Source organism: Duganella sp. GW822-FHT06D06 (genome assembly GCF_058799615.1).
Genome location: NZ_JBXALQ010000015.1, coordinates 52195 through 76939 on the forward strand (window position 1 = coordinate 52195; position 24745 = coordinate 76939).

The 24745-nt window shown below is 65.7% G+C and carries 25 protein-coding genes; 16 read left to right on the forward strand and 9 right to left on the reverse strand.

The window, feature by feature from the left end; genetic code table 11:
• Positions 1–26 precede the first annotated feature (26 nt).
• From AC1RMD_RS23550 to AC1RMD_RS23575, 6 genes are all read left to right on the forward strand, one after another.
• Complete coding sequence (locus AC1RMD_RS23550; protein ID WP_492929941.1) at positions 27–1202, forward strand: choice-of-anchor J domain-containing protein; 1176 nt, start codon at positions 27–29, stop codon at positions 1200–1202.
• On the forward strand, positions 1199–2614 hold the full coding sequence (locus AC1RMD_RS23555) for a PA domain-containing protein (protein ID WP_492929943.1): 1416 nt from the start codon (positions 1199–1201) through the stop codon (positions 2612–2614). Before AC1RMD_RS23550 ends, AC1RMD_RS23555 begins: the two co-directional genes overlap by 4 nt.
• Before the next feature lie 147 nt (positions 2615–2761).
• The gene (locus AC1RMD_RS23560; RefSeq protein WP_492929945.1) at positions 2762–3265 is read left to right on the forward strand and encodes a DUF4124 domain-containing protein; all 504 of its coding nucleotides are present in this window, start codon (positions 2762–2764) and stop codon (positions 3263–3265) included.
• 67 nt (positions 3266–3332) lie between these two features.
• Entirely contained in the window at positions 3333–4361 is a 1029-nt protein-coding gene (gene gntR, locus AC1RMD_RS23565; protein WP_492929947.1) for an HTH-type transcriptional regulator GntR, read from the forward strand.
• Positions 4362–4455: 94 nt separating this feature from the next.
• Positions 4456–5685, forward strand: a complete 1230-nt coding sequence (locus AC1RMD_RS23570) for an esterase/lipase family protein (RefSeq protein WP_492929949.1) — start codon at positions 4456–4458, stop codon at positions 5683–5685.
• A gap of 74 nt (positions 5686–5759) precedes the next feature.
• The gene (locus tag AC1RMD_RS23575) at positions 5760–5951 is read left to right on the forward strand and encodes a hypothetical protein (RefSeq protein ID WP_492929951.1); all 192 of its coding nucleotides are present in this window, start codon (positions 5760–5762) and stop codon (positions 5949–5951) included.
• A gap of 4 nt (positions 5952–5955) precedes the next feature.
• Here the strand turns inward: AC1RMD_RS23575 and AC1RMD_RS23580 are convergent, their stop codons facing one another.
• Both AC1RMD_RS23580 and AC1RMD_RS23585 read right to left on the reverse strand, forming a co-directional pair.
• Positions 5956–6237 (reverse strand): RnfH family protein, encoded by a 282-nt coding sequence (locus AC1RMD_RS23580; RefSeq protein WP_492929953.1) that lies wholly within the window; start codon positions 6235–6237, stop codon positions 5956–5958.
• Positions 6227–6661, reverse strand: coding sequence for a type II toxin-antitoxin system RatA family toxin (locus AC1RMD_RS23585; RefSeq protein ID WP_492929955.1), 435 nt, complete (start codon positions 6659–6661; stop codon positions 6227–6229). The genes AC1RMD_RS23580 and AC1RMD_RS23585 overlap by 11 nt, the downstream gene beginning before the upstream one ends.
• A 75-nt stretch (positions 6662–6736) precedes the next feature.
• Between AC1RMD_RS23585 and smpB the strand changes: the two genes are divergently transcribed.
• The 3 genes from smpB to AC1RMD_RS23600 all read left to right on the forward strand — a co-directional run bounded on the left by smpB (position 6737) and on the right by AC1RMD_RS23600 (position 8641).
• Positions 6737–7186, forward strand: a complete 450-nt coding sequence (smpB, locus tag AC1RMD_RS23590) for an SsrA-binding protein SmpB (protein WP_020702788.1) — start codon at positions 6737–6739, stop codon at positions 7184–7186.
• Between the two features lie 241 nt (positions 7187–7427).
• Entirely contained in the window at positions 7428–8081 is a 654-nt protein-coding gene (locus AC1RMD_RS23595) for a hypothetical protein (protein WP_492929957.1), read from the forward strand.
• Positions 8081–8641 (forward strand): FlgO family outer membrane protein, encoded by a 561-nt coding sequence (locus AC1RMD_RS23600; RefSeq protein ID WP_492929959.1) that lies wholly within the window; start codon positions 8081–8083, stop codon positions 8639–8641. The genes AC1RMD_RS23595 and AC1RMD_RS23600 overlap by 1 nt, the downstream gene beginning before the upstream one ends.
• A 1-nt stretch (position 8642) precedes the next feature.
• Here AC1RMD_RS23600 and AC1RMD_RS23605 read toward each other — a convergent pair whose 3' ends face one another.
• Positions 8643–9494: an NAD-dependent protein deacetylase gene (locus tag AC1RMD_RS23605; protein ID WP_492930137.1), complete on the reverse strand. Its 852-nt coding sequence runs from the start codon at positions 9492–9494 to the stop codon at positions 8643–8645.
• A 102-nt stretch (positions 9495–9596) separates the two neighbouring features.
• Here AC1RMD_RS23605 and AC1RMD_RS23610 point away from each other — a divergent pair, with 102 nt between their 5' ends.
• The 5 genes from AC1RMD_RS23610 to AC1RMD_RS23630 all read left to right on the forward strand — a co-directional run bounded on the left by AC1RMD_RS23610 (position 9597) and on the right by AC1RMD_RS23630 (position 13782).
• Entirely contained in the window at positions 9597–10181 is a 585-nt protein-coding gene (locus tag AC1RMD_RS23610; protein ID WP_492929961.1) for an RNA polymerase sigma factor, read from the forward strand.
• Positions 10178–10867 (forward strand): zf-HC2 domain-containing protein, encoded by a 690-nt coding sequence (locus AC1RMD_RS23615; protein ID WP_492929963.1) that lies wholly within the window; start codon positions 10178–10180, stop codon positions 10865–10867. Before AC1RMD_RS23610 ends, AC1RMD_RS23615 begins: the two co-directional genes overlap by 4 nt.
• The gene (locus tag AC1RMD_RS23620) at positions 10864–12249 is read left to right on the forward strand and encodes a S8 family peptidase (RefSeq protein ID WP_492929965.1); all 1386 of its coding nucleotides are present in this window, start codon (positions 10864–10866) and stop codon (positions 12247–12249) included. Before AC1RMD_RS23615 ends, AC1RMD_RS23620 begins: the two co-directional genes overlap by 4 nt.
• Positions 12246–12947 (forward strand): TorF family putative porin, encoded by a 702-nt coding sequence (locus tag AC1RMD_RS23625; RefSeq protein ID WP_492929967.1) that lies wholly within the window; start codon positions 12246–12248, stop codon positions 12945–12947. The genes AC1RMD_RS23620 and AC1RMD_RS23625 overlap by 4 nt, the downstream gene beginning before the upstream one ends.
• Positions 12948–13164: 217 nt before the next feature.
• Positions 13165–13782, forward strand: a complete 618-nt coding sequence (locus AC1RMD_RS23630) for a PEPxxWA-CTERM sorting domain-containing protein (RefSeq protein WP_492929969.1) — start codon at positions 13165–13167, stop codon at positions 13780–13782.
• Between the two features lie 48 nt (positions 13783–13830).
• Here the strand turns inward: AC1RMD_RS23630 and AC1RMD_RS23635 are convergent, their stop codons facing one another.
• From AC1RMD_RS23635 to ppsA, 4 genes are all read right to left on the reverse strand, one after another.
• Positions 13831–14247 (reverse strand): DUF4259 domain-containing protein, encoded by a 417-nt coding sequence (locus AC1RMD_RS23635; protein ID WP_492929971.1) that lies wholly within the window; start codon positions 14245–14247, stop codon positions 13831–13833.
• A 12-nt stretch (positions 14248–14259) separates the two neighbouring features.
• Positions 14260–15210, reverse strand: coding sequence for an SPFH domain-containing protein (locus tag AC1RMD_RS23640; protein ID WP_492929973.1), 951 nt, complete (start codon positions 15208–15210; stop codon positions 14260–14262).
• 22 nt (positions 15211–15232) lie between these two features.
• Positions 15233–15655, reverse strand: a complete 423-nt coding sequence (locus AC1RMD_RS23645; protein ID WP_492929975.1) for an NfeD family protein — start codon at positions 15653–15655, stop codon at positions 15233–15235.
• Between the two features lie 157 nt (positions 15656–15812).
• Positions 15813–18242, reverse strand: a complete 2430-nt coding sequence (gene ppsA / locus AC1RMD_RS23650) for a phosphoenolpyruvate synthase (protein WP_492929977.1) — start codon at positions 18240–18242, stop codon at positions 15813–15815.
• Positions 18243–18396: 154 nt separating this feature from the next.
• Between ppsA and ppsR the strand changes: the two genes are divergently transcribed.
• Both ppsR and AC1RMD_RS23660 read left to right on the forward strand, forming a co-directional pair.
• Complete coding sequence (gene ppsR / locus AC1RMD_RS23655) at positions 18397–19245, forward strand: posphoenolpyruvate synthetase regulatory kinase/phosphorylase PpsR (protein WP_492929979.1); 849 nt, start codon at positions 18397–18399, stop codon at positions 19243–19245.
• 1 nt (position 19246) lies between these two features.
• On the forward strand, positions 19247–20593 hold the full coding sequence (locus tag AC1RMD_RS23660) for an amidohydrolase family protein (RefSeq protein WP_492929981.1): 1347 nt from the start codon (positions 19247–19249) through the stop codon (positions 20591–20593).
• 68 nt (positions 20594–20661) lie between these two features.
• On the opposite strand, the gene AC1RMD_RS23665 is transcribed toward AC1RMD_RS23660, so the two are convergent.
• Positions 20662–23115 carry a catalase gene (locus AC1RMD_RS23665; RefSeq protein WP_492929983.1) on the reverse strand — a complete coding sequence of 818 codons (2454 nt, stop codon included), beginning with the start codon at positions 23113–23115 and terminating at the stop codon, positions 20662–20664.
• Positions 23116–23201: 86 nt separating this feature from the next.
• A complete protein-coding gene (locus AC1RMD_RS23670; protein ID WP_492929985.1) occupies positions 23202–24671 on the reverse strand; it encodes a serine hydrolase domain-containing protein in 1470 nt (489 codons plus the stop codon).
• Positions 24672–24745 lie beyond the last annotated feature (74 nt).

Consider the following 24745-nt stretch of genomic DNA (forward strand, 5'->3'; position numbering starts at 1 on the left):
GAGCAAAACAATACCATTGGGGCATCATGAACTTGAATAAATACCTGATCGGACTCGTAGCCACCATTGCTACCAGCTCCGCCTTCGCCAGTCCTTTGCTAAACGAAGGATTTAATGACATCAGCACCCTCGGCGCCAGCGGCTGGGTGATGACCAATAACAGCTTCGGCTCGGTCGGCGGTGTCAACAACGACGTTGGTTCGTCCAACTGGTTCCAGGGCGACAGTACCTATTTCAGCGCCGCCCCCGGCGCCGGCACTGCCAATTCCTACATCGGCGCGAGCTACACCAACGCCACATTCAACGGCGCAGTCAGCAACTGGCTGATCACGCCCGAACTGGCGCTGTCGAACGGCGAAAAGCTGAATTTCTCGCTACGCCTGCTCGGCGAAAGCAACTTCGGCTTGGTCGACACTGTTGAAGTCTATTACAGCACCCACGGCGCCAGCGCGGACGTCGGTTCGACCACGTCATCGGTCGGCGATTTCGTCCTGCTGCACCCTGCGTTCACCTCCAGCACGAACAACAACTGGGCCGATTATTCGCTGACCTTGTCCGGCCTGTCCGGCAACACGACCGGCCGCTTCGCTTTCCGCTACGTCAACGCTGCCGGCGATGGCAACTACATCGGCATCGACTCCGTCAGCGTCAGCGCCGTACCGGAACCTACCACCGCACTGATGCTGTTGTTGGGCTTGGGCGTGGTGGCATTCAGCCGCAAGAAGCAACTGCGCCTGCTGGCACTGGCCGGCCTGTCGGCCACCACCCTGGTGGCGCAAGCCGCCGAGCCGCAAACCGGCGCCAATGGCCTGATGAGCTTTCCAAACTCGCACGTCGTCGTCGCCCCTGAGCTGAGCGTGAACGCCGCAGCGGCAGGCGCCGGCATGGTCGCCTACAAAGACGCAGCCACCGGCCAGCTGGTCGGCCCATCGGCCGAGCAAGCCGCCGAACTGGCCGCCGCAGCCGTGCCAGCCACCAGCGCCAAGGCCTCCGGCCGCCTGGCACTGGGCGGCCGCATCGCGCCGCTGACCACCGCAAAAGGCGGCGTCGGCCGCAAGCTGGACGACTCCAGCGCCAGCTTTGCCGTCATCCACAAAGATGCCGATGGCAAGCTGATCGAATCCTGCGTCCCTGGCGAAGAAGTCGCCCACCACCTGGCGCACGGCCCTAGCCTGCCTGCCGCGAAAGGAGAACAACAATGAAGCGCTTTACCCTGAACGCCCTGGCCGCTGCCGCCGCCTGCCTGTTCGCCTCCTCCAGCTTCGCCGCCGCGACCATCGTGATCGTCAACGGCGATCCGGCCAACGTCGGCTTCAATGACCCGACCGTGGTCGCTCCCGTCGGCGGCAACGCCGGCACCACGCTGGGCGTGCAACGCCTGAACGCCTTCCAGGCCGCCGCCAACAAATGGGGCGCCTCGCTGACCAGCAGCACCCCGATCCGCGTGCTGGCCACCTGGGAAGCGCTGACCTGCACCGCCACGACGGCCGTGCTGGGCAGCGCCGGCGCCACCGAGGTGTTCCGCGACTTCGCCGGCGCCCCGCAAGCCGGCGCCTGGTTCGGCAAGGCCCAGACCGGCAAGCTGACCGGCGCCGATCCCGATACCGACGTTGCCGACATCCGTGCCCGCTTCAACATCAACCTGGGCAAGGCCAACTGCCTGGCCGGTTCGCCGTTCTACCTGGGCCTGGACGCCAACCACGGCACCGCCGTCGACCTGGTGACCGTGCTGACCCATGAATTCGGCCACGGCCTGGGCTTCCAGACCTACACCAACGGTTCGACCGGCGCGCAGCTGGACAACACCCCAAGCATCTGGGACTTCTACCTGAAGGACAGCACCACCAACAAGCTGTGGAAAGACATGACGGCCGCCGAGCGCGCCGCCTCGTCGCTGAAATCCGGCAAGCTGGTCTGGAACGGTCCGATCGCCAACAGCTATGTCAACACCGTGCTGCAACAAGGCGCGCCAGCGTTGACGCTGCTGAGCCCTGCCAGCATCGCCGGCGCCGTTCAGGTCGGCAGCGCCAGCTTCGGCCCGCCCCTCAGCAGCCCAGGCATGACCGGCGAGATCATGCCGGTCGTCGATACCGCGCCCAACCTCGGCCTGGCTTGCAGCACGCTGTCGCCGCTCAATGCCGCCGCCGTCAACGGCAAGATCGCACTGGTGGACCGCGGCGTTTGCGCCTTCACCATCAAAGCCAAGGCAGTGCAGGACGCCGGCGCGATCGGCATGATCGTCGCCGACAACGCACCAGGTTCGCCACCGCCAGGCTTGGGCGGCACCGATGCCAGCGTCACCATTCCTGCGGTCCGCATCTCGCTGGAAGACGGCATTACCTTGAAAAAGGCCCTGGCCAAGCGCACCCGCCTGCATTCCAACGTGTTTGCCAACCTGGGCGTGAACCTGGCCTTGCGCGCAGGCGCCGATGCAGCGGGACGTCTGCTGATGTTCGCACCTAACCCGTACCAGGGCGGTTCGTCGGTATCGCACTACGATGTCAGCGCCTTCCCTAATCTGCTGATGGAGCCGGCAATCAGCGGCGATCTGACCCATGAGGTGACGCCGCCGTTCGACCTGTCGTTCCCGCTGCTGCGTGACATAGGCTGGTAAACCAACCCGGCGCTGGCTGGCCGGTCCGGCAGCCAACTCCCCAAGCCCGTCGCCCTTCCCGGCCGACGGGCTTTTTCTTTATGGTTGACAGTTGCCGTGAATCATGGCGAAATCGGTGCCTGCCTCACTGCTTACTGGAGCGTCATCATGACTGACCGTACTTTGCATAGCCTGGCCGGCGCCCTGCTGCTGGCTGTCTGCTCGCTGGCGATGGCCCAGTACGTCTGGATCGACGACAAGGGCGTCAAGCAGCTGTCGGACCGCCCGCCGCCGCCCTCGGTGCCGGAACAGCGCATCCTGAAGGCGCCCGGCAAGGCGCCGCCCAACCCCAATGCCGAGGCCGAAGCCCCGGCGGCCGAGCCGGCGCCGGAAAGCGCGGTCAAGCGGCCGCCCACGCTGGCCGAGCGCAACGCCGACTTCAACAAGCGCAAGGCCGATGCCGCCGCCGCCGACAAAAAGGCCGCCGAAGAAGCCCGGCTGAAAGCCGACATCGCCGCCAACTGCGACGCCGCCCGCAAGAACCAGCAGGCGCTGGCCGACGGCGTGCGCATGGCCAACTACGACAGCAAGGGCGAACGCGGCATCATGAATGACGCCGAACGCGCCGAAATGGCGAAAAAGAACCAAAAAGTGTTGGCCGGTTGCAAATAGCCCCTGTCGGGGCGAAGCCAAGCTGCCGTATGATATCGCTATCAACAAACGCCATCGGCTACCTCCTATGATCAAGACAGCAGCGAACAAGAGCCGCGCCAGCGGCCGCATCACTTTGGCCATGGTGGCCGAACGCGCCGGCGTGGCGACCATGACCGCCTCGCGCGCCATCACCCAGCCGGACATGGTGTCGCAGGCGTTGCGCGACCGGGTCGACCAGGCGGTCGTCGAGCTGGGCTACGTACCCAACCGCGCCGCCCGCGCGCTGGCCTCGTCGCAATCGAAGGTGATCGCGGTGCTGGTGCCGTCGCTGTCGAACGCGGTGTTCACCGAAGTGCTGGCCGGCATCCAGGACGCGCTGGACGCCGACGACTACCAGATCCTGATCGGCAATACCCGCTATTCCGACAAGGAAGAGGAAAAGCTGATCGGCACCTATTTGCAGTCCAATCCCGACGGCATGCTGCTCTCCGGCCTGAGCCACAGCCCGCGGGTGCAGCAAATCCTGACCAACTCGCGCGTGCCGGTGGTGTCGATGATGGACATGTCCAACGACACCACGCAGCTGACGGTGGGCTTCTCGCAGGTGCAGGCCGGCCACGCGATGACGCACTACCTGATCGAAAAAGGCCACAAGCGCATCGGCTTCATCGGCGCGCAATTGGACGAACGCACCTTGCGCCGGGCCGAAGGCTACCGCCAGGCCATGCGCGAAGCCGGCCTGGCCGACAGCAAGCTGGAGGTGATGGTGGCCGAGCCATCCACCATCGCGCTGGGCGCCGAGCTGCTGGGCCGCATGCTGGCGCAGGCACCGGACTGCGACGCCATCTTCTGCTGCAACGACGATCTGGCGCACGGCGCCGTCTACCAATCGCAGCGGCGCGGCATCGCCGTACCGTCGCAGCTGGCCATATGCGGCTTCAATGATTTGCCGGCCTCGGCCTGGATGAATCCTTCGCTGACCACGGTCGCCACGCCGCGTTACCGCATCGGCTACGAGGCGGCCAGGCTGCTGCGCGCCGTCATCAAGGGCGAAGAGCCGGCCAACCGGCAGATCGACCTGGGCTTCACGCTGATGGCGCGCGAAAGCGCCTGACATCGGCGATCTCCCCTATGCCGCGCCTGCGCAATCCGGCGCGGCGTTCGGCCGCCACGTCGTACACTGGCGCCAGGACTACCGGGAGATCATTATGCAATTCGCCAAGCACGAGGAACTGCAACGGGCGCTGGCCGACGCCGCGCCCGACATCGATGCGCCGCCGTTGACGTTGGCCGCCGCGCCAGCCCTGCCGGCCGCCCAGCTTGCCGACACCCACCTGAATATCGTGCGCCACAAGGACAGCGGTTGCATCCAGTTTGTGTTTCCGCGTCAGGGCGCGCAGTTGCTGGCGGCACCGCTAACGCCGGCCGCCGGCCGCATGGACTGGATCCTGCAGGCGGCCCTGCGGGCGAAGGAGCGCATGACGCAGCAGATGATCGAGGCCATCGAGGCCCACAACAAGCCGGAAGGCTTGCTCAGCCTGCGCCACGGCTGGCGCCAGCCGGCGACGGCGGCCGAACTGGCGGCCTCGCGCGGCCGCAAGGTGCTGCTGTTTGTGCACGGGATATTCAGCTCCATCGAAGGCGCCTTCAGCGACCTGGATGCGGACCAGACCATGCAGCGGCTGCTGGCGCAGTACGATGGCCAGGTGTTCGGCTACGACCACTGGACCATCGCCAAGACGCCGCAGCAGAACGCGCTGGACTTGCTGTCGCAGCTGCCGGCCGACGCCGGATGGGAGGTGGACATCGTCTGCCACAGCCGCGGCGGCCTGGTGGTGCGCTCGCTGCTGTCGGCCGCGCCGCACGCGCCAGACGCCGCGCTGGCCGCCATCGGCCAGCAGCGCACCGGCCGTATCGCCAGCGTGGGCAAGGTCTACTTCGTGGCGGCGGCGAACCAGGGCTCGCCGCTGGCGTCGCCCGACGACGTCGAGCACTTCCTCAACACGGCGGCGATGCTGGCCTCGTTCAGCGGCGGCATGGCGCTGGATCTGGTGATCGGGCTGGCGCGGATGGTGGTGTCGCTGGGCTTCGAACGGCCCAGCGTGGAGGCGCTGGCCAGCGGCTCCGCGTTGATCGCTCAATTGAACCAGGGCGCCACCCTGCTGACCAGCGCCAGCACCTATTACGCCCGCGCCGATTTCGATTTCGGCACTTCGGTGCTGGAGCGCACCGGCGCCCTGCTCAACCGCATGCTGCTGGAAACCGATAACGACGTGGTCGTCCCGTACGGCAGCGTGCTGCTGCCGGCCGCGCACATCGCCGACGACCGCATGCTGAGCTTCGGCACGCCGCAGCAAAAACAATCGGAGGTCTGGCATACCGAGTTCTTCAAGCAGGCCAGGATGCGCGAATTCCTATCGCCTGTCGCCGCACAATAAACGCGCGCTTCCTGCGCCCACGGCTCGTTATGCTTATGCTATCCTGCCGCTCCCATCCACTGCACGCACGTCGCATGAAAAAACCATTGCCGCTCTCCGCAATACTGTACGCCGGCCTGGGCTCGGGCACAGGCAAGCTCATCTACGAAACCTCCTACTACGGTTTCGCCAGCATCGACTGGGCCCACATTGCCGTGGCCGTGGCCATCGGCATGGGTCTCGGCGCCATGCTGTATCTGTCGCGATTGAGAAACAGCGAACGCTAGTTCTTCAGGCGGCCTTGCGCCGCCGGCGGGCGTTTTTAGGGTCGGCGATCAGCGGGCGGTAGATTTCCACCCGGTCATGCTCGCGCAGCACGGTGTCCAGCGACTTCTTCTTGGCGTAGACGCCGACCTGCATCGTCGCCAGGTCGACTTCCGGCGCTTCCTGCAATACGCCGCTGAGGGCGATGGCCTGCTCGATGGTGGTGCCCGCCGGCACCCGCAGCGCGCGCAGGAACTGCCGTGCGTCGCTGGCGTAGCACACTTCGATGTTGAAGGTTTCAGCCGCCATACACCGTTTCCGCCCGCTTGCAGAAGGAATCGACCATGCTGTTGGCGATCATGCCGAACACCGGCCCCACCAGCTGCGCCAGCAAGGCGCTGGAGAACTCGTAGTGCAGGTCCAGCTCGATCTTGCAGGCGTCCTCGCGCAGCGCCTTGAAGGTCCACACGCCGTCCAGGCACTTGAAGGGGCCGTCCACCAGCTTCATCTTGATCTCGGTCGACGCTGTGTTTTCGTTGCAGGTGGTGAAGCTCTGGCGCACCCCGTGATAGTTGATGCCGACGCTGGCCGTGACCTTGTCTCCATCGCGTTCGCGGATCTCCACACCACCGCACCACGGCAGAAACTTGGGATAGTCCTCGATCGCGGCGACCAGATCGAACATCTGCTGCGCGCTATATCCGAGGAAAACTGATTTGTGCACTACTGCCATTGGCTAACCATTTGCTATGATGTTGAATTATTCGCGTTTCTGTGCGCGAAGCAGTAGTTTAACCGATACCATCCCATGACCATAGCCGATAACAAAAAAGCCTTTTTTGACTACTTCATCGAAGACCGCTACGAAGCCGGTATCGTCCTCGAAGGCTGGGAGGTCAAGGCCATCCGCGACGCCCGCGTGCAGATCAAGGAAGCCTACGTCACCATCAAGGGCGACGAGCTGTTCCTGTTCGGCGCCCACATCAGCGCGCTGCCGACCGCCTCCACCCACATCCACCCGGAAGCGATCCGCACCCGCAAGCTGCTGCTGCACCGCGCCGAGATGGACAAGCTGATCGGCAAGGTCGAGCGCGCCGGCTACACGCTGGTGCCGCTGAACCTGCATTACAAGGGCGGCCGCGTCAAATGTGAAATCGGCCTGGCCAAGGGTAAAAAAATGCACGACAAACGTGCTACCGAGAAAGACCGCGACGGCAAGCGCGAAGTGGCGGCCGCCATGAAGACCAATCGCCGCTGACCAAGCCCGCGACACTGTTGCGCGCCCTGTACAAAACCCGGTCCCGCACCGGGTTTTTTATTGCCCGGCGAGTTTCTAATTAGAAACACCCATGCTAAACTGGCAGAAGAATGATTTTACATTCGCGGCTGGTGCTTGCCGATTGCGCGCGGGCCGCGAACCAGACAAGACTCTTGACGACGAGGCAATGATGGCGCTGAAAACTGCAATAACTCTGGCGACCGGAATCTTAGCCGGTCTCGTGCTCGCGGGTTGCGCCACGCGCCACACGCCGACTCCGCTGGCCGCCAACTTCCCCACCACCAAGCAGGCCAAGCTGCAGGCGGCCTACCACTGGGGCGTCATTTCCGACAATATCGAGAAAAGCATCGTGGCCGAGCTCAAGAAGAGCCCGCCGCGCCCGGTGTTCCTGAACGAACCGCGCGAACCGACCGCGTTCCAGCGCGCGCTGAGCACCCAGCTGACCACCTCGCTGGTCAACGACGGTTACGCGGTGACGCGCAGCCCGGCCGGTTCGCTGAAGATCGACATGGATGTGCAGGCCGTGACCTTCACCGCCGACCGTCCGCAATACCGCTACCACGGCGCCCCCGCCGCGCTGGTCACCGGCGTCTGGGTGCTGAACGAGATCGAAGCGCCGCCGCTGGCGAAGGTGGCGCTGGGCGCCGCCGGCTGGAATTCCTACCAATGGTTCAACGCCCAGTTCGACCCCGGCGCCACGCCCAGGACCGAAATCATCGTCACCGTCTCGGTCTCCGACCAGTTCCGCTACGTGGCGCGCAGCACCTCGGCCTACTACGTGGCCGACAGCGACCGCGTCCTGTACGGCATCGTCGATCCCGAGCCGGACCAACCCAATTTGACCCGACTGTTCAAAGTCCGCGGAGACATGTAATGCCGACCCACGTTTCGACCCTGGCCCGCGCCGCCGTGCTGGCGCTGCCGCTGCTGCTGGGCGCCTGCTCCTCCACCCCCGTCAGGGACGAAGGCAATTATTCGACCATCTCGTCCAACCAGTTCATCGACGCCAACTACAAGGCCGCCGATTCGCTGATGCATCAGCTGAACGGCAAGCTGATGGCCGACAAGCCGCTGATCATGGCCACCATCGTCAACATCGATGCGCTGGAGCAGACCACGACCCTGGGCCGGCTGGTGTCGGAGCAGCTGTCGACGCGGCTGGCGCAGGGCGGCCTGAGCATGCTGGAGATGAAGCTGCGCAACAGTGTCTACCTGAAGCGCAACCAGGGCGAGCTGATGCTCACCCGCGAGATCGGCGAAGTGGCCACCGCCCACAATGCGCAGGCGATCGTGGTCGGCTCGTATGCGGAGACGTCGGACATGGTGTTCATCAACATCAAGGTGATCCAGCCGAACACCAACTTCGTGCTGGCCGGCCAGGACTATGTGCTGGCCAAGGAAGCCATCGTCCGCTCGATGTTGCAGCGGAACTGAGTTACAAAAGGCGCGGCAGCACCTCGCTGGCCGTCGCCTGCACTTTCAAGCCGATCAACTCGTCCGCCCGGGTCTTGCCCAGGTTGATGGCGGCGATCGGCTTGCCCGTCGCCGCCGCCAGCTTGCAGAAGCGGTAGCCGGAAAACACCATCAGCGACGACCCCACCACCAGCAAGGCATCGGCCTGCTCCATCATGTCCAGCGCGGCCGCCGTGCGCGGCGCCGGGATGTTGTCGCCGAAGAAGATCACGTCCGGCTGCAGGGTGCCGCCGCAGGCGTCGCAGGATGGCATGCGGAAGTCCTGCAGGGCGTCCAGTTCGACTTCGGCGTCGCCGTCGGGACGGGCTTCGGGCACCACGCTGTCCACCCCGGCCGCCGCGCTGGCGGCCAACGCCGGATTGGCCGCGACCAGCCAGGCCTGGATGTCGGCGCGCCGGTGCAGCGCGCGGCAATCGAGGCAGATCACGCCGTGGATATTTCCGTGCAGCTCGATCAGCTTGCCGGTGCCGGCGCGCTGGTGCAGGCCGTCGACGTTCTGGGTGATCAGCGCGTCGATGCGGCCGGCCGCCTCCAGCCGGGCCAGCGCCTGGTGGCCGGCATTGGGCGCGGCCTGCGCCAGGGTCGGCCAGCCGGCCATGCTGCGCGCCCAGTAGCGGCGCCGCACCGCTTCCGACTTGCGGAAGTCCGGCCCCTGGATCGGCGCGCGGCCGCGCCGGACGCCGTCCTGGTCGCGATAATCGGGGATGCCGGAGGCGGTGCTCAGGCCGGCGCCGGTCAGCACCAGCACGCGCCGGTGCCGCTGCAGGAAGCCGGACAGATGGTCAACTTGTACGTTCAGGTTCATGTGCGCCATGTTAGCCGAGAATCGTGGTGGTAGCATGGGACCATTAAATTTCCCAATTTGTAGAACCGTTTTCGCTCGGCAAGGTATTAACGGGGAAATGGAGGATGGCGGATGCAACAAGAACGGGGCCGGATGGGCGGCCCGAACCCGGAATCGGAAGAGGTGCGCCTGCTGGCCAGGATAGCGGCCGGGGATCGTGTCGCCTTCGAAGCGCTGTACCGGGCGTATTTTCCGCGCCTGTCGCGTTTCATCGGCCGCATGGCGCGCAACCCGGCGCTGATCGAGGAAGTGGTCAACGACACCATGTTGGTGGTCTGGCAAAAGGCCGCCAGCTTCGACGGCAGCTGCAAGGTCTCCACCTGGGTCTTCGCGATCGCCTACCGCAAGACCTTGAAAGGCTTGAAGGCCAGCGACGAACCGGTGGAATCGGACGCGTCGCTGTACGAGGACGACCGCGGCAACCAGCCGGAGCAGACCATGAAGCGCCAGCAATTGCAGCAGACCGTGGCCGAGGCGCTGGACCAGCTGCCCGCCGCCCAGCGCGCCATGATGGTGCTAACCTACTACCACGACATGGCCTACAACGATATCGCCGACGTGGTGGAGTGTCCGCTGAACACGGTAAAGACCCGTATGTTTCATGCGCGGCACAGATTGAAGGATTTGTTGTGGAACGAAAGAGAGAGCCAGCAATGAACGGCCGCATCTTCAGAATGGATATCCCGGCCCACCAGGCGGTGCAGGAATTGCTGCCCTGGCATGCGAGCGGGCAGCTGGCGCCGGAGGACGCGCAAAGGGTGCGGGAGCATTTACAGACCTGCGCGGAATGCCGGCGCGAGCTGGAATGGGAACGCGAACTGCGCGCCGAAGCGGCCGCCTCCGACGCCATGCCGGACGGCGTGGACATGGAACGCGCCCTGGCGCGGCTGATGCCCGCGCTCGGCCCGCAGGAGCATACCGCGCCGGCGTCGCAGCCGACGCCAGTCGTCAGCGCGAGCGCCGGGCGCGTCTCGTGGTGGCGCGCGGCGGCGGCCAACCAGCCGTCGTGGCTGCGCTGGACCGTGGCGGCGCAATGGGTGGCGATCATCGGCCTGGGCGCGCTGCTGCTGCGCCCGGACGGCGAGCCGGCGCCCTACCGCGTGCTCGGCGCGGCCGTCAGCAGCGGCGGCAACCTGGTGGTGATCTTCCAGCCGGACACCACCGAACGCGAGCTGCGCCGCATCCTGCAAGCCCAGGGCGCCCGCGTAGTCGACGGCCCGACCGTCACCGACGCCTACCTGCTCAACGTGCCGGCCGCCGGCCGCGAACGCACCTTGCAAAGCCTGCGCGCCGACCCGGCCGTCAAACTGGCCGAAGCACTGGACGGGGGTAGCGCTCCTTGAACACCTACTGGCTCCGGCTCGGCGTGATGGTGGCCTGCCTGGCCGGGCTGGCCGGGACCGCGCTTGCCGCGTCCACCGCCGCCGAAGCGGCGCAGGCGGCGCCGCCGGCCGGCGATGAAACGCTGCGGCCAGTGCTGGCGCCCGCCGGCCACGGGCCCGGCGAACACCAGTTGCTGGTGATGCTGCGCCTGCCGGCCACGCACTACCGCCCGGACGCCAGCTACGGCGGCCGCTACATCGACGACAGCGGCCGCGCCGCGCGCCGCCGCCGCGCCGAAGAGCTGGCCCGCCAGCACGGCCTGACGCTGGTGGACGACTGGCCGATGCCGGTGCTGGGCCTGGACTGCTACGTGATGCGCTACCCGGACCATGACAACGCCGAGCGCATCATCGCCGGGCTGGCGCGCGACCCGCAAGTGGAATGGGCGCAGCCGGTAGCGAGTTTCGAGGGCATGGCCAGCATCCCGTCGCGCGATGCCGCCGACAACCCGCTGCCGCTGCCGCCGCCCGCCAGCGACGCGCTCTATCTGGTCCAGCCCGCCGCGCGCTACTGGCACGTGGCCGAACTGCACCGCCAGACCACCGGCCGCGACATCCGCGTGGCGGTGGTCGACAGCGGCATCGACGGCGGCCATCCGGACCTGCTGGGCCAGCTGGCGGTCAACGCCAACTTCGTCGACGCCGGCGCCACCCCGGCCGAGAACCACGGCACCGCGGTGGCCGGCATCATCGCCGCGCGCGCCGGCCACGGCGGCATAGTCGGCGTGGCGCCGCAGGCCCGGCTGATGGGCTTGCGCGCCTGCTGGCAGCAGGCCGACCTGGCCACCCGCTGCAACAGCTTCACGCTCGGCAAGGCGCTCAACTACGCCATCCTGAACGGCGCCCAGGTCATCAACCTCAGCCTGGCCGGCCCGCCGGACCGGCTGCTCGACCGGCTGCTGGACGTGGCCATGGAACGCGGCATCGGCGTGGTCGGCGCGGTCGACGCCCGCGCCGCCGGGCCGGCCTTCCCGGCCAACCATCGCGGCGTGCTGGCGGTGGCCTCGCAGGCCGAGGCCGGCAAACAGAACGCGCCGCCCGGCGCCAGCGGCGATCCGCCGCTGCTCGCGCCCGGCAACGACGTGCCGACCACGGCGCCCGGCGGGCGCTGGTCCTTTGTCAGCGGCAGCTCGTACGCGGCGGCCCACGTCAGCGGCATGCTGGCGCTGATGCAGCAGCTGCAACCGAACGCCAGCCCGGCACAGTTGCGGCGCCTGCTGCAACCGGGCGTAGCGCTGAACACTGTTAATATCGACGCATGCGCCACCATCTCCCGCCTGCTCCGTCATTGCAGCTGTTCCTGCGCCGCCGCCGGCCTCACGCAACGTGGCGTCGGCCCGTGACGCTGCGCGCCACCCTCGCCCTCCTTGCGATACTGCCTCTCCTGCCCTGGCGGCCGGCCCTGGCGCAGACCGATGTCAGCGGCAGCGTCGCGCTGCAATCGGACTACCGCTACCGCGGCCAGTCGCTGGGCGACGACCGGCCGTCGCCGCAACTCACGCTCAACCTGGACCATGCCAGCGGCTGGTACGCCGGCCTGTTCGGCAGCGGCTTTTCGATCGGCGAGGTGCACGGCGCCAAGCTGCAAGCGTATGGCGGCTATGCGCTGCGGCTGCGTTCGGGCTGGAGCGTGGAGGCCGGTTGCAGCCGTTCGACCTACACCCAGCTGCATAGTAACGACTTCAACGAATGCTACCTGGGCGCGTCGGGCGAGCGCGTCACCACGCGGCTGTATTATGCGCCGCGCTACCTGGGGCGCATGGCGCGCGCCTGGTACGGCGAGGCCAACCTGTTCTACCCGATCCACCCCAGCGTCAACCTGGTCGCCCACGCCGGCCTGCTGCGCACGCAGCGCGGCATGGATTGGGCGGGCACAGCGGCCGGTTCGCGCTACGACCTGCGGCTGGGCGCCAGCATCCCGTTCGGCAACTGGACGGTGCAGCTGGCGCGCGAGCAAACCCAAAACGACGGACCGCGCTACAACAACTACCCGGTGCGCTCGCCGCGCGCCTGGGTGCTCGGCGCCAGCTACGCCTTCTGACGGCGGCCGCTGCGATACACCGATGGCGCCGCCGCCGGACCGGGCGGCGAAACGCATGGACTCGACGGCCGCATCGATATGTTGCGATGCGGCAAAGTCGTGGTTTTCCGCCCAATCCCGAAAAAAAGCTGGCCTCGGCACGATTACTCAATTACAATACTTGTGTTTTATAAGAAATATAAATTGCCAACAAACAACTCCACAGGGAATCACAACGATGAAAACCACGAAGCTGATCAAATCCGTCGCAATCGCTGCCCTGCTGGCTAGCGGCAGCACCCTCGCCGCGCCGGTCGAACTGTTGCTGAACGGCAGCTTTGAAGCCGACCTGCAAGCGGCTGGCAGCTGGGCCAACTACAACGACCTGACCGGCTGGACCGGTGGTCCGCACGGCATCGAGCTGCGTAACAATGTGGTGGGCACGGCCGCCAACGGCGTCAACTTCGTCGAGCTGGACACCAACCTGAACAGCAGTATCAGCCAGACCGTGCAGACCGCGCTCGGCCAGCAATACACGCTGAGCTTCCAGTTCCAGGACCGCGCCGGCGTGCCGACCTCGTCGCAAGGCCTGACGGTGAACTGGGGCGGCAGCCAGATCGACCACTTCAACAACTCGCTGGGCGGCGGCTGGGAAACCCGCAGCTACACCCTGATCGGCGATGGTTCGGCGATGAAGCTGAAGTTCGTCGCCACCGGCAAGTCCGACAGCCTGGGCACCTCGCTGGACAACGTCTCGCTGACCAGCGCCGTGCCCGAGCCGGAAACCTACGCCATGCTGCTGGCCGGCCTGGGCCTGGTAGGCTACGCCGCCCGCCGCCGCAAGGCAGCCAAGTAACACCGGCAGCAAGCCGTAAAAAAACGCCCCTCGGGGCGTTTTGTCGTTTCAGGCGGCGATGCGGCTGCGCAGCTCTTCCACCGCCGCGCGCCAGTCAGCGTAATGCTCGCTGTCGGCCCACAGCTCGCGCAGCTCGGATTGCTCGGACAGGATGCGCTCGATGGCGCGGCCCGCCTTCTCCGCCAGGTCGCTGCGCACGCGGGCCTTGGCCTTGCGCGCATCCACCCACTCGTCGACCGCCGCGCTGTCTTCGCTGCGCTCGCCGCCCTTGCCCTGCAAGCGCGCCAGCACTTCAATCGCCACCAGCGCCTCGGCCGCGAACGGCGCGTCCAGCGTCTGGCCGGCGTTTTCCAGCGCCATGTCCAGCGTATTTTCCACCGCCTCCAGGTTGCTGATCTGGCCCAGGTCTTCCGCCCAGTCCTGCGCATAATCGTTGCCGAATGCGTCTACCGCCCATGTCGCCATCGTTGCTACTCCTCAGGCCTTGGCCGGCTTGACCAAAGGCGCGTCTTTCTGCGATTTGACCACCTGCATGGCAGTCGCGATCAGGCCGCTCATCTCGCCCAGGTTGGCCGGGATGATGATGGAGTTGTTGGTCTTGGCCAGTTGCGAGAAGGCGCCCACGTACTGCTCGGCCACCTTCAGGTTGACGGCGTCCTCGCCGCCCGGTTCGCGGATCGCCGCCCCCACCTGGCGCAGCGCCGACGCATTCGCTTCGGCCAGCGCGACGATCGCGGCGGCCTGGCCCTGGGCACGGTTGATGGCGGCCAGCTTGTCGCCTTCCGAACGGGCGATCTGCGCTTCGCGTTCGCCGTTGGCGATATTGATCTGCTCCTGCTTGCGGCCTTCCGAGGCCGAGATCAGCGCGCGCTTTTCGCGCTCGGCGGTGATCTGCGCCTGCATCGCGTGCAGGATCTCCTTCGGCGGCGTCAAGTCCTTGATCTCGTAGCGCAGCACCTTCACGCCCCAGTTGGCGGCCGATTCGTCGATGGCGTTGACGATGGTGGTGTTGATGTGGTCGCGCTCTTCAAACGTCTTGTCCAGTTCCATGCGGCCGATCACCGAGCGCAAGGTGGTCTGCGCCAGCTGCGTGATGGCGGTGATGTAGTTGGACGAGCCGTACGAGGCGCGCATGGCATCGGTGATCTGGAAGTACAGGATGCCGTCCACCTGCAGCTGGGTGTTGTCGCGCGTGATGCAGACCTGCGGCGGCACGTCGAGCGGAATCTCCTTCAGGATGTGCTTGTAGGCGACGCGGTCGACGAAGGGAATCACGATGTTCAGGCCGGGGCCCAAGGTGGCGTGGTACTTGCCGAGCCGCTCAACCACCCAGGCATGCTGCTGCGGGACGACGTTGATGGTCTTGAAGACGAACACCAAGGCCAAAAGGAAGATGATGAAGGTGACATTGCCGAAACTGATATCCATAAAACTCTCCGTTGGGTAAATCTTAAGCCGCCACGATCAGGCGGCTGCCGCGTACTTCGCGTATCGTGAATTGGCCGGGCGCCGGCGTCAGGCCCGGCGCCAGTTCGACGTCCCACAGCGCGCCGCGATACATCACGCGCGCGGCGCCGTCCTGCCACGCCGGCACATGCACGGTCTGGCCGATGTCCATATTGACGTTGGGGTCGTGCTCGGCCTTCACATGGTTGACCAGCTTGCCGAAGCGGCTGCGCCGCAGCAGCGCGGTGGCGGCGACGCCGACCAAGGCGGCGAACAGCGTCTGCAGCGCCATGCCGAAGCCCAGCAGCGCGGCCAGCGCGCCGGACACCAGGCCGATGGCGATCATCAGCAGGTAGAACGTTCCGCTGAACAGTTCCAGTATCACGGTGGCGCCGGCGGCGACCAACCAAAAGCTCCAGTCAGCCATGATGCACTCCTCTCAGGTTTAAAAATGCAAAAACCCCCGCTTCCCGGTGCGGGCTGCGAGGGTTTTTGCTGCAAGGTCCGTTGGTATTGATAGTGTTATTTGCTACTAAATTCGATAACCCCAGTCTAAACCAATTTACGCCTGCGTCAACTCTTTATTACTTTTGCAGCGCGGCCAGCTTCTGCCACGTGTCGATCACCGAGTCCGGATTCAGCGACATCGACTCGATGCCCTGCTCCATCAGCCAGACCGCGAAGTCCGGATGGTCGGAAGGACCCTGGCCGCAGATGCCGATGTACTTGCCCTTGGCGCGGCAAGCCTTGATCGCCATCGACAGCAGCGCCTTGACGGCGGGATCGCGCTCGTCGAAGTCGGCCGCCAGCAACGCCATGCCGGAATCGCGGTCCAGGCCCAGCGTCAGCTGGGTCAGGTCGTTGGAACCGATGGAGAAGCCGTCGAAGTGCTCGAGGAACTGGTCGGCCAGCAGCGCGTTGGATGGAACTTCGCACATCATGATCAGACGCAGGTCGTTTTCGCCGCGCACCAGGCCGTTCTTGGCCAGCAGGTTGACGACTTTTTCAGCCTGGCCCAGGGTGCGCACGAACGGCACCATGATCTCGACGTTGGTCAGGCCCATGTCGTTGCGCACGCGCTTCATGGCCTGGCATTCCATTTCGAATGCACCGGCAAAGTCGGCCGCCAGATAGCGCGCCGCGCCGCGGAAGCCCAGCATCGGGTTTTCTTCGTCCGGCTCGTAGCGCGAACCGCCGATCAGTTTCTTGTACTCGTTGGACTTGAAGTCCGACAGGCGTACGATCACCGGCTTCGGCCAGAAGGCGGCGGCGATGGTGGCGATACCCTCGGCCAGCTTGTCGACGTAGAAAGCTTTCGGCGAGGCGTGGCCGCGCGCGACCGACTCCACCGCTTTTTTCAGGTCGGCGTCGATGTTCGGGTATTCCAGGATCGCCTTCGGGTGCACGCCGATGTTGTTGTTGATGATGAACTCAAGACGCGCCAAACCAACGCCGCCGTTCGGCACCGACTGGAAGTCGAAGGCCAGCTGCGGATTGCCGACGTTGAGCATGATCTTGGTCGGCAGCTTGGGCAGCTCGCCGCGCGACACTTCCGAGATTTCCGTTTCCAGCAGGCCGTCGTAGATCTTGCCCTCGTCGCCTTCGGCGCAGGACACGGTGACGAAGGTGCCGTCCTTGAGGATCTCGGTGGCGTCGCCGCAACCGACCACCGCAGGCACGCCCAGTTCACGGGCGATAATCGCCGCGTGGCAGGTACGGCCGCCGCGGTTGGTGACGATGGCCGAAGCGCGCTTCATGACCGGCTCCCAGTTCGGGTCGGTCATGTCGGCGACCAGCACGTCGCCCGGCTGCACGCGTTCCATGTCGGCCGCGTCGTGGATCACGCGTACCGGACCGGCGCCGATCTTCTGGCCGATGGCGCGGCCGGAGGCCAGCACGGTGCCGCTCGACTTCAGCTTGAAGCGCTGCTGCACGTCGGTCGCCTTCTGCTGCGACTTGACGGTTTCAGGGCGCGCCTGCAGGATGTACAGTTTGCCGTCGCGGCCATCCTTGCCCCACTCGATGTCCATCGGACGGCCATAGTGGTTCTCGATGATGACGGCGTATTTGGCCAGTTCCACCACTTCGGTGTCGTTCAGCGAGTAGCGGTTGCGCAGCTCGACCGGCACGTCCACGGTCTTGACCGAACGGCCAGCCTTGGCTTCGTCGGTGAACTCCATCTTCAGCAGCTTGGAGCCGATGTTGCGGCGGATGACAGGCGATTTGCCTTTTTCCAGCATCGGCTTGTGGACGTAGAACTCGTCCGGATTGACCGCGCCCTGCACCACCGTCTCGCCCAGGCCGTAGCTGGAGGTGACGAAGACCACGTCCTTGAAGCCGGACTCGGTGTCGATGGTGAACATCACGCCGGCCGCGCCCAGGTCGGAACGGACCATGCGCTGCACGCCGGCCGACAGCGCGACTTCGGCGTGGGTGAAGCCTTTGTGCACGCGATACGAAATCGCGCGGTCGTTGTACAGCGAGGCGAACACGTGTTTCATCGCGTCGAGCACGTTTTCGATGCCGACCACGTTGAGGAAGGTCTCCTGCTGGCCGGCGAAGGAAGCGTCCGGCAAGTCTTCGGCGGTGGCCGAGGAACGCACGGCGAACGACATCTCGGTAGCGGAATCGGCGACCAGCTGCTTGTAGAAGGTCTCGATTTCCTGTTGCAGGCGCGGCTGGAACGGGGTTTCGACGATCCATTGACGGATCTCGGCGCCCGCTTGCGCCAGCGCGCGCACGTCGTCGATATTCAGGTCGGCCAGGCGGTCGGCGATGCGCTCGGCCAGCGGCTTGCCGCCGTCGACGCTGTGCGACAGGAAGTCGCGGAAGGCCTGGGCCGTGGTGGCGAAGCCGCCCGGAACCCGGACGCCGGCGCCAGCCAGTTGGCTGATCATTTCGCCTAATGAGGCGTTTTTGCCGCCGACGGATTCAACATCCGTCATGCGCAAATGTTCGAACGATGCGACATATACCGCTCCGTTGCTCTGCTCCTTCAATGCTGCGTTGGTCATAATGACACCCTTTTGATGATAGAAATCTTCCAGCGAGGCGCAGACTTTGTTTCTTGTTATTCTGGTCGTCGTGCAGCACAATCTTACCTATGGCGCCCATTCTACAGCCTGCGGCCCAAATTGACGATTCACAATAATGACAGGCTTACCCTACATGACACTAGAACAACGACCTCCCCTGCCTGCGGCGGCCCGCACGGTCTTCTTCGTTTCCGACGGCACCGGCATCACGGCTGAAACCTTTGGTCACTCGGTCCTGACCCAATTCGAGCTGCGTTTCCGCCAGATCCGGCTGCCGTTCATCGATACGCTGGACAAGGCGCACGATGCGGTACGGAAAATCAATGAAGCGTTTGAAACCGACGGTCAACGCCCGATTATCTTTTCGACCCTGGTCAAGACCGAGCTGTCGGACGTGATCCGCCTGTGCAAGGGCATGTACATGGACATGTTCCAAACATTTGTTGCGCCATTGGAACAGGAGCTGGGCGCCAAGTCGACCCACACCATCGGCCGCTCGCACAACATCGTCGATAGCGAGGAATACAAGAACCGCATCGAGGCGATCAATTTCTCGCTGGCGCACGATGACGGCCAGTCGCACAAAAACCTGTCGTCGGCGGACGTGATCCTGGTGGGCGTGTCGCGCTCGGGCAAGACGCCGACCAGTTTGTACCTGGCGATGCAGTACGGAATCAAGGCGGCCAATTACCCGCTGATCCCGGACGATTTCGAGCGCGGCAAGCTGCCGTCGTCGCTATACGAATTCAAGTCCAAGATCTTCGGCCTGACCATCACGCCGGAGCGGCTGTCGGAGATCCGCAACGAGCGGCGCGCCGGCAGCAAGTACGCGGCGCTGGAAAACTGCCGCTACGAGGTCAACGAAGCGGAAATGATGATGAAGCGCGAAGGCATCCGCTGGCTGTCGTCGACCACCAAGTCGATCGAGGAAATCTCCACCACCATCCTGCAGGAGATCAAGCCCAACCGGCGCGAGTACTGAGATGCGCCTGATTGCGCTGCTGTTCGCCGCCTTGGCCCCGGTCGCGGCGTGGGCGCAGTCGACCGCCTTCGTGCACGTCAATGTGGTGCCGATGGACAGCGAGCGCGTGCTGCGCGACCAGACGGTGCTGGTCAAGGACGGCCGCATCGAAGCGGTTGGCGCGGCGCTGCCTGCGCCGGCCGGCTATCGCGTCGTCGACGGCCACGCCACGGCATGGCTGTCGCCCGGCCTGGCCGACATGCACACCCACTCCGAGACCCGCAATGACCTGGCGCTGTACTTGGTCAACGGTGTTACCACGCTGCTCAACATGGGCGGCGCCCGCGCCAACCTGGTCGACAGCATCGTGCCGGCCGTGGCGCGCGGTACCCTACCCGGTCCGCATGTCTACGCCAGCCTGATGGTGGACGGCACGCCGGACTACAACGGCTTGCTGGTCAAGACGCCGGCGCAGGCGCGTGCGGTGGTCGACCTGGCGGCCGCCAATGGCTACGATTTCATCAAAGTGTATGTGGGGCTGGCGCCGGACGTGTTCCGCGCACTGGCAGAAGCGGGCCGCGCCCAAGGCCTGCCGCTGGTCGGCCATGGCGTGACGGCGGTGCGGCTGGAGCGCCAGCTGGCACAGGGCCAGGTGCTGGTCGCGCACCTGGAGGAATTCTTCTACACCTATTTCACCCCGCCCGGGGTGCAGGAAACCGATGCGCCGCCTGATGAGGCGCGCATCCCCGAGGCGGTGGCGCTGGCCAAACGCCATGGCGCGGCGGTGATCGCCGACCTGGTGACCTACCGGGCGATCGCCAGCCAGCTCGGACATCCCGAGGTGCTGCGGGCCATACTCGCCGCGCCGCAGACAGCCGACGTGGCACCGGCCGATGTGCAGGCGTGGCGCCGCAGCGGCTACGGCGGCAAGTCGGCACGGCTGGAGGCCAAGCTGGCCTTCCTGCGCAAGCTGACCAAGGCCCTGGCCGACGGCGGCGTCGAACTGCTGTCGGGCACCGACGCGCCGACCATCCCCGGCGTGGCGCCGGGCTATTCGCTGCATGACAATCTTACAGAATTGGAAAGCTCGCATCTGAGCCGTTACCAGGCGTTGGCGACGGCCACCAGCGCGCCGGGTGTCTTCATCGCCCGTACCAAGGGCGGCGTGCCGTTCGGCCAGGTGGTCGCCGGCTATCGCGCCGACCTGGTGCTGACCGAGCATAACCCGCTGGATGGTTTTTCGACCCTGCGCGCGCCGCTGGGCGTCATGGCCAACGGGCGATGGCGCGACCAGCCGGCGCTGGCCGCGCTGCTGAGCGGTGTGCGCGACAGTTATCGAGAACGCAACGGGTCAACCAGGCCGAGATAATGAAACGCGAAGGCATGGCTCGATAACAACCCATCGCCATTTTCAGCTACCGGTTAAATACGCCGCCTTCAAACGCGCGGCGGATCGGTTTCACGGGCGTAGATACGGCGATGCGCCAGCGCGGCCTCGAACTGCGCCAGCGCCGGAACATCGAGGCCGCGCTCGGCCACAATGACGCCGGGATCCGGCTCGCCGTCCGGCAGATCCAGCGGAATGCCGGCCGCGTACAACAACTGCGCGCCGTTGCCAATCAACAACATCGGCTTGTCATGCCGGTATTGCAAGCGCAAGAATTCCCGTGCAGCAACGTCGCGATTGAGTGGCGTGCCGCCCGGCGTGTCGCTGTGCGGCGTGTCGTCCGTCGTCAGGCCGGCGTGGTCGTCGGCGCGGTCCGGCACGATGGCGCCGTCCCACGACACCGACGGCCCGGTCTCGAAACTGATCTCCACATCCAGGTCCGTACCCGGCAGCTGGCCGATGCGCTCGCCGATCAGGCGCGGCACGGCGCCGCCGTCCAGCAGCGCCGCGTACAGCTGGCGCACCTGCCCCACATCCACGCCGGGCGCCACCAGCAGCGCCACCTTCAACGTCTTGATGCCGGTCGTGCCGGGGCGGCTGAACAACGACAGCGACGGCGAGGCCGGATAGTCGTAGATTGGCACATCGGTGGCCAGCGGCAGCGCCGGCGGCACCGCCATGCCGAGGCCGTCCGCCACAGCGGACGCCAACTGTTGGTCAACATTGACCAGCCCCGCCACCATGCGGCGCCGGATCGCCGGCGTCTGCACCCGCGTCAGTTCGAAGCGGAAGGCGGCGACGATGTGGTTCCGCTCGACCGCCGTCTGGCTCTTCCAGAACAGGCGCGCTTGCGAATAGTGGTCGGCGAACAACTCCGGCTTGCCGCGCACCTTGCTGCCCGCCACCGGCTCCGGGAAACTGACGAAGCCCTTGGCGCCGGCCTGGAACGGGCAGCCGCCCGCCAGCGAATTGGGCTCGTAGCTGACCCGCCCGCGGTTGATCGACTGCCGGTGCATGCCGTCGCGCTGGTTGTTGTGGATCTGCGCCACCGGGCTGTTGACCGGGATTTCGTGGAAGTTGGCGCCGCCCAGGCGCGAAATCTGCGTGTCGATGTAGGAATGGATGCGCCCCTGCAGCAGCGGATCGTCGCTGTAGTCGATGCCCGGCACCAGGTGCGCGGCGCAGAAGGCCACCTGCTCGGTCTCGGCGAAGAAGTTGTCGGGATTGCGGTCCAGTACCAGCCGGCCGATGGCCCGCACCGGCACCATCTCCTCCGGCACGAGCTTGGTCGGATCGAGGATATCGAAGGGGAATTGCGCCGCCTGCTCGGCGGTGAAGGTTTGCACGCCCAGCTCCCACTCGGGGAACTGGCCCGCCTCGATCGCCTCCCACAGGTCGCGGCGGTGGAAGTCCGGATCGGCGCCGGCCAGGCGGGCCGCCTCGTCCCACACCAGCGAATGGGTGCCGGCCGTCGGCGTCCAGTGGAATTTGCAGAACAGCGAGGCGCCCTGCGCGTTCACCAACCGGAAGGTGTGCACGCCGAAACCCTGCATCATGCGGTAGCTGCGCGGGATGGCGCGGTCGGAAGTGTGCCACATCAGCATGTGGGTGATCTCGGGGCTGAGCGAGGCGAAGTCCCAGAAGGTGTCGTGCGCGCTGGCCGCCTGCGGCATGCCGTGGTGCGGCTCCGGCTTGACCGAGTGGATCAGGTCCGGGAACTTCATCGCGTCCTGGATGAAGAACACCGGCATATTGTTGCCGACCAGGTCCCAGTTGCCTTCGTCGGTGTAGAACTTGACGGCGAAGCCGCGCACATCGCGCACCGTGTCGGCCGAGCCGCGCTCCCCCGCCACCGTCGAGAAGCGCACGAACACCGGCGTGCGCTTGCCGGCCGCCGCCAGCAACGAGGCGCGCGTGATGGCGCTGTGGTCGGCGTAGCTTTCGAAATAGCCATGCGCCGCCGAGCCGCGCGCGTGCACCACCCGTTCCGGGATGCGTTCGTGGTCGAAATGGGTGATCTTCTCGCGCAGGATGAAATCCTCCAGCGCGGTCGGTCCGCGCAAACCTATTTTCAGGCTGGCCTGGTTGTCGGCCACTTTCACGCCTTGGTTGGTGGTGAGTTCGCAGCCGTTGTCGTCGACCCGCGCGCGGTCCAGCGGCCCGTCCAGCGGATTGGCGCCGAGCTCGGGCTGGCCGTCGCCGTCCTTGGGCGACGCCACCGTTTCGGTGCTGGTGCTGGCGGTGGCGAAGTCGCTCGCCGGGGTCCGCGTTTCGCCCTCATGCGGGGTGAAGGCGGCGTCGCCGTATTCCAGCGGTTTGGTTTCGTTGAAGGGCATCGCGGCGGCAAGCTGCTCGTCGCTGGTGACTTTTTCCAGCAACTGCCCGGCAATCGGGTCCGGGGGGCCGAGCCGGGATGGCTGCGGCGGTTCGGCGGGTCCCGCCACTGTGCTGAGTACCGATCCGGCGCCGTCTACCGCGCCGCCGTCGTCTTTGGATTGAGCCATGTCGCACCTCGTCTGAGTATCGCCGGCCCGGACGGGCGGCGGATGTTCAGTGTGCTTTTCTTGGACAAGACGGTGTTTGACGGCGCTCAAACCGAGCGCGACGTCCTGCCGCCGCGGCGCCGTTGCAGCATTGGCAAGACGCCAAGACCCACTGCCAGCACCGCATTCGCCACCAGCAGCCAGCTGGCGTCGGGCGCGAACAGCATCATGCCGGTCAAGCTGATCTCCTGGACGAACGGTATGTATAGGGTGAGCGCCGCGGCCAGCAGCAAGCCAGCGGCAAGCGGCCAGTAGGCCCACCGCACGCGCCACCGCCCTGCCGCCGGAAGTGGCCGCGCGGCCCGGCGCACCAGCCAGATGCCGATGACGCACTGGATCGCCAGCAACGCCGTCAAGGCGATCAACGCGAGCGGCCAAACCGCTCTCGATTCCAACGCGACCGGCGCCACTCCCCCGAGGTAGTTGACCACCTGCGGACTGAGTTGCTGCACCACGGGGCCGGCCAGTGCATCCGAGGCGTTCAGCAGCAAGGCAAAACCCCACCGCTGATGCAAGTCGATGCCCATCGCGCTGGTGAACTCCGGCGTTTGTCCTTCATGCGTCAACAGGCCGGAGGCGTCGCTATCGGTCGCCCAGCCCATCGCGTAGCCGTAGCGCCGCCCCGTATTGGCGCCGGCGCGATGCAGCTCCGCCAGCCCTGCGGCCGACAGGATGCGCGGTCCGCCGTCCAGATGCGCGATCAGATATGCGCCCATGTCGCGCGCTGTCGACGTCAGATACCCAGCCGGCACCAATGTTCGCGGATACGGCAAACCATCGGCCGCAACGGGCCGCCCAAACCAGAATCGGTAACCCGTGGCCACGTCGGCATGTAGCGGCGACTGGCTGGCCGCAGCGGTGTTGCGCATGCCGAGCGGCTGGAACACATGCTCGTTCATGTAGCTTGCATAGGAAGTGCCGGAGACGGCTTCAATCACGCAACCCAATATCACGAAGTTGATATTCGAATAGGCCCAGTGCTGGCCGGGCGCCGACGCCAACCGCACATCGGCGAGGCCGCGCACGCGACGCGCCAGCGCATCGGCACCGGCGTAGGTGTTGGCGAAATCGGTCTGGCCTTCCCGATGCGATAAGCCGCTGGTCTGGTTCAACAGCTGGCGCAGCGTGATCCGCGTCGACGCTTCGGCGTCCGCCACGCGGAACCAAGGCAGATAGCGCTGCACCGGCGCGTCCAGCTGCAAGCGGCCAGCCTCCACCAATTGCATGATGGCCAGCGCGGTGAACGATTTCGAATTGGAGCCAATTTGGAACACCGTCTCGGCGCTTGGCGGCCGGCCATCCCGGCCACGGACGCCATAGCCGCGCAGATGCACGATCCTGCCATCCGCCACCACCACCAGCGCGGCGCCGGGTATGCCGGCGCGTTGCAGCTCGGTTTGCAGATAGCCATCGAGCGCGTCGAAACTCGCAGGCTGCGCAGCGCCCGCCACGCAAACCATCGCCATCGCCATCGCCATCGCCCCAAACAGCCGGGCCAGCGCTTTTAATGTTGACATCCCACTCCGATCTAATCACTGTTTAAATCAGTCTAGCGGTATAATCTGAACACTGTCAAGTTGACCGAGGCAAA

Bases quoted from the DNA above. Each gene is read 5' to 3' on its own strand.
- AC1RMD_RS23570 (WP_492929949.1), top strand. From the start codon at position 4,456: ATGCAATTCGCCAAGCACGAGGAACTGCAACGGGCGCTGGCCGACGCC.
- AC1RMD_RS23665 (WP_492929983.1), bottom strand. From the start codon at position 23,115: ATGGCTCAATCCAAAGACGACGGCGGCGCGGTAGACGGCGCCGGATCG.
- AC1RMD_RS23575 (WP_492929951.1), top strand. From the start codon at position 5,760: ATGAAAAAACCATTGCCGCTCTCCGCAATACTGTACGCCGGCCTGGGC.
- AC1RMD_RS23600 (WP_492929959.1), top strand. From the start codon at position 8,081: ATGCCGACCCACGTTTCGACCCTGGCCCGCGCCGCCGTGCTGGCGCTG.
- AC1RMD_RS23580 (WP_492929953.1), bottom strand. From the start codon at position 6,237: ATGGCGGCTGAAACCTTCAACATCGAAGTGTGCTACGCCAGCGACGCA.
- AC1RMD_RS23670 (WP_492929985.1), bottom strand. From the start codon at position 24,671: ATGTCAACATTAAAAGCGCTGGCCCGGCTGTTTGGGGCGATGGCGATG.
- AC1RMD_RS23610 (WP_492929961.1), top strand. From the start codon at position 9,597: ATGCAACAAGAACGGGGCCGGATGGGCGGCCCGAACCCGGAATCGGAA.
- AC1RMD_RS23555 (WP_492929943.1), top strand. From the start codon at position 1,199: ATGAAGCGCTTTACCCTGAACGCCCTGGCCGCTGCCGCCGCCTGCCTG.
- gntR (WP_492929947.1), top strand. From the start codon at position 3,333: ATGATCAAGACAGCAGCGAACAAGAGCCGCGCCAGCGGCCGCATCACT.
- AC1RMD_RS23640 (WP_492929973.1), bottom strand. From the start codon at position 15,210: ATGGATATCAGTTTCGGCAATGTCACCTTCATCATCTTCCTTTTGGCC.
- AC1RMD_RS23550 (WP_492929941.1), top strand. From the start codon at position 27: ATGAACTTGAATAAATACCTGATCGGACTCGTAGCCACCATTGCTACC.
- smpB (WP_020702788.1), top strand. From the start codon at position 6,737: ATGACCATAGCCGATAACAAAAAAGCCTTTTTTGACTACTTCATCGAA.
- AC1RMD_RS23615 (WP_492929963.1), top strand. From the start codon at position 10,178: ATGAACGGCCGCATCTTCAGAATGGATATCCCGGCCCACCAGGCGGTG.
- AC1RMD_RS23645 (WP_492929975.1), bottom strand. From the start codon at position 15,655: ATGGCTGACTGGAGCTTTTGGTTGGTCGCCGCCGGCGCCACCGTGATA.
- AC1RMD_RS23660 (WP_492929981.1), top strand. From the start codon at position 19,247: ATGCGCCTGATTGCGCTGCTGTTCGCCGCCTTGGCCCCGGTCGCGGCG.
- AC1RMD_RS23585 (WP_492929955.1), bottom strand. From the start codon at position 6,661: ATGGCAGTAGTGCACAAATCAGTTTTCCTCGGATATAGCGCGCAGCAG.
- ppsR (WP_492929979.1), top strand. From the start codon at position 18,397: ATGACACTAGAACAACGACCTCCCCTGCCTGCGGCGGCCCGCACGGTC.
- AC1RMD_RS23560 (WP_492929945.1), top strand. From the start codon at position 2,762: ATGACTGACCGTACTTTGCATAGCCTGGCCGGCGCCCTGCTGCTGGCT.
- AC1RMD_RS23630 (WP_492929969.1), top strand. From the start codon at position 13,165: ATGAAAACCACGAAGCTGATCAAATCCGTCGCAATCGCTGCCCTGCTG.
- AC1RMD_RS23635 (WP_492929971.1), bottom strand. From the start codon at position 14,247: ATGGCGACATGGGCGGTAGACGCATTCGGCAACGATTATGCGCAGGAC.
- AC1RMD_RS23605 (WP_492930137.1), bottom strand. From the start codon at position 9,494: ATGGCGCACATGAACCTGAACGTACAAGTTGACCATCTGTCCGGCTTC.
- ppsA (WP_492929977.1), bottom strand. From the start codon at position 18,242: ATGACCAACGCAGCATTGAAGGAGCAGAGCAACGGAGCGGTATATGTC.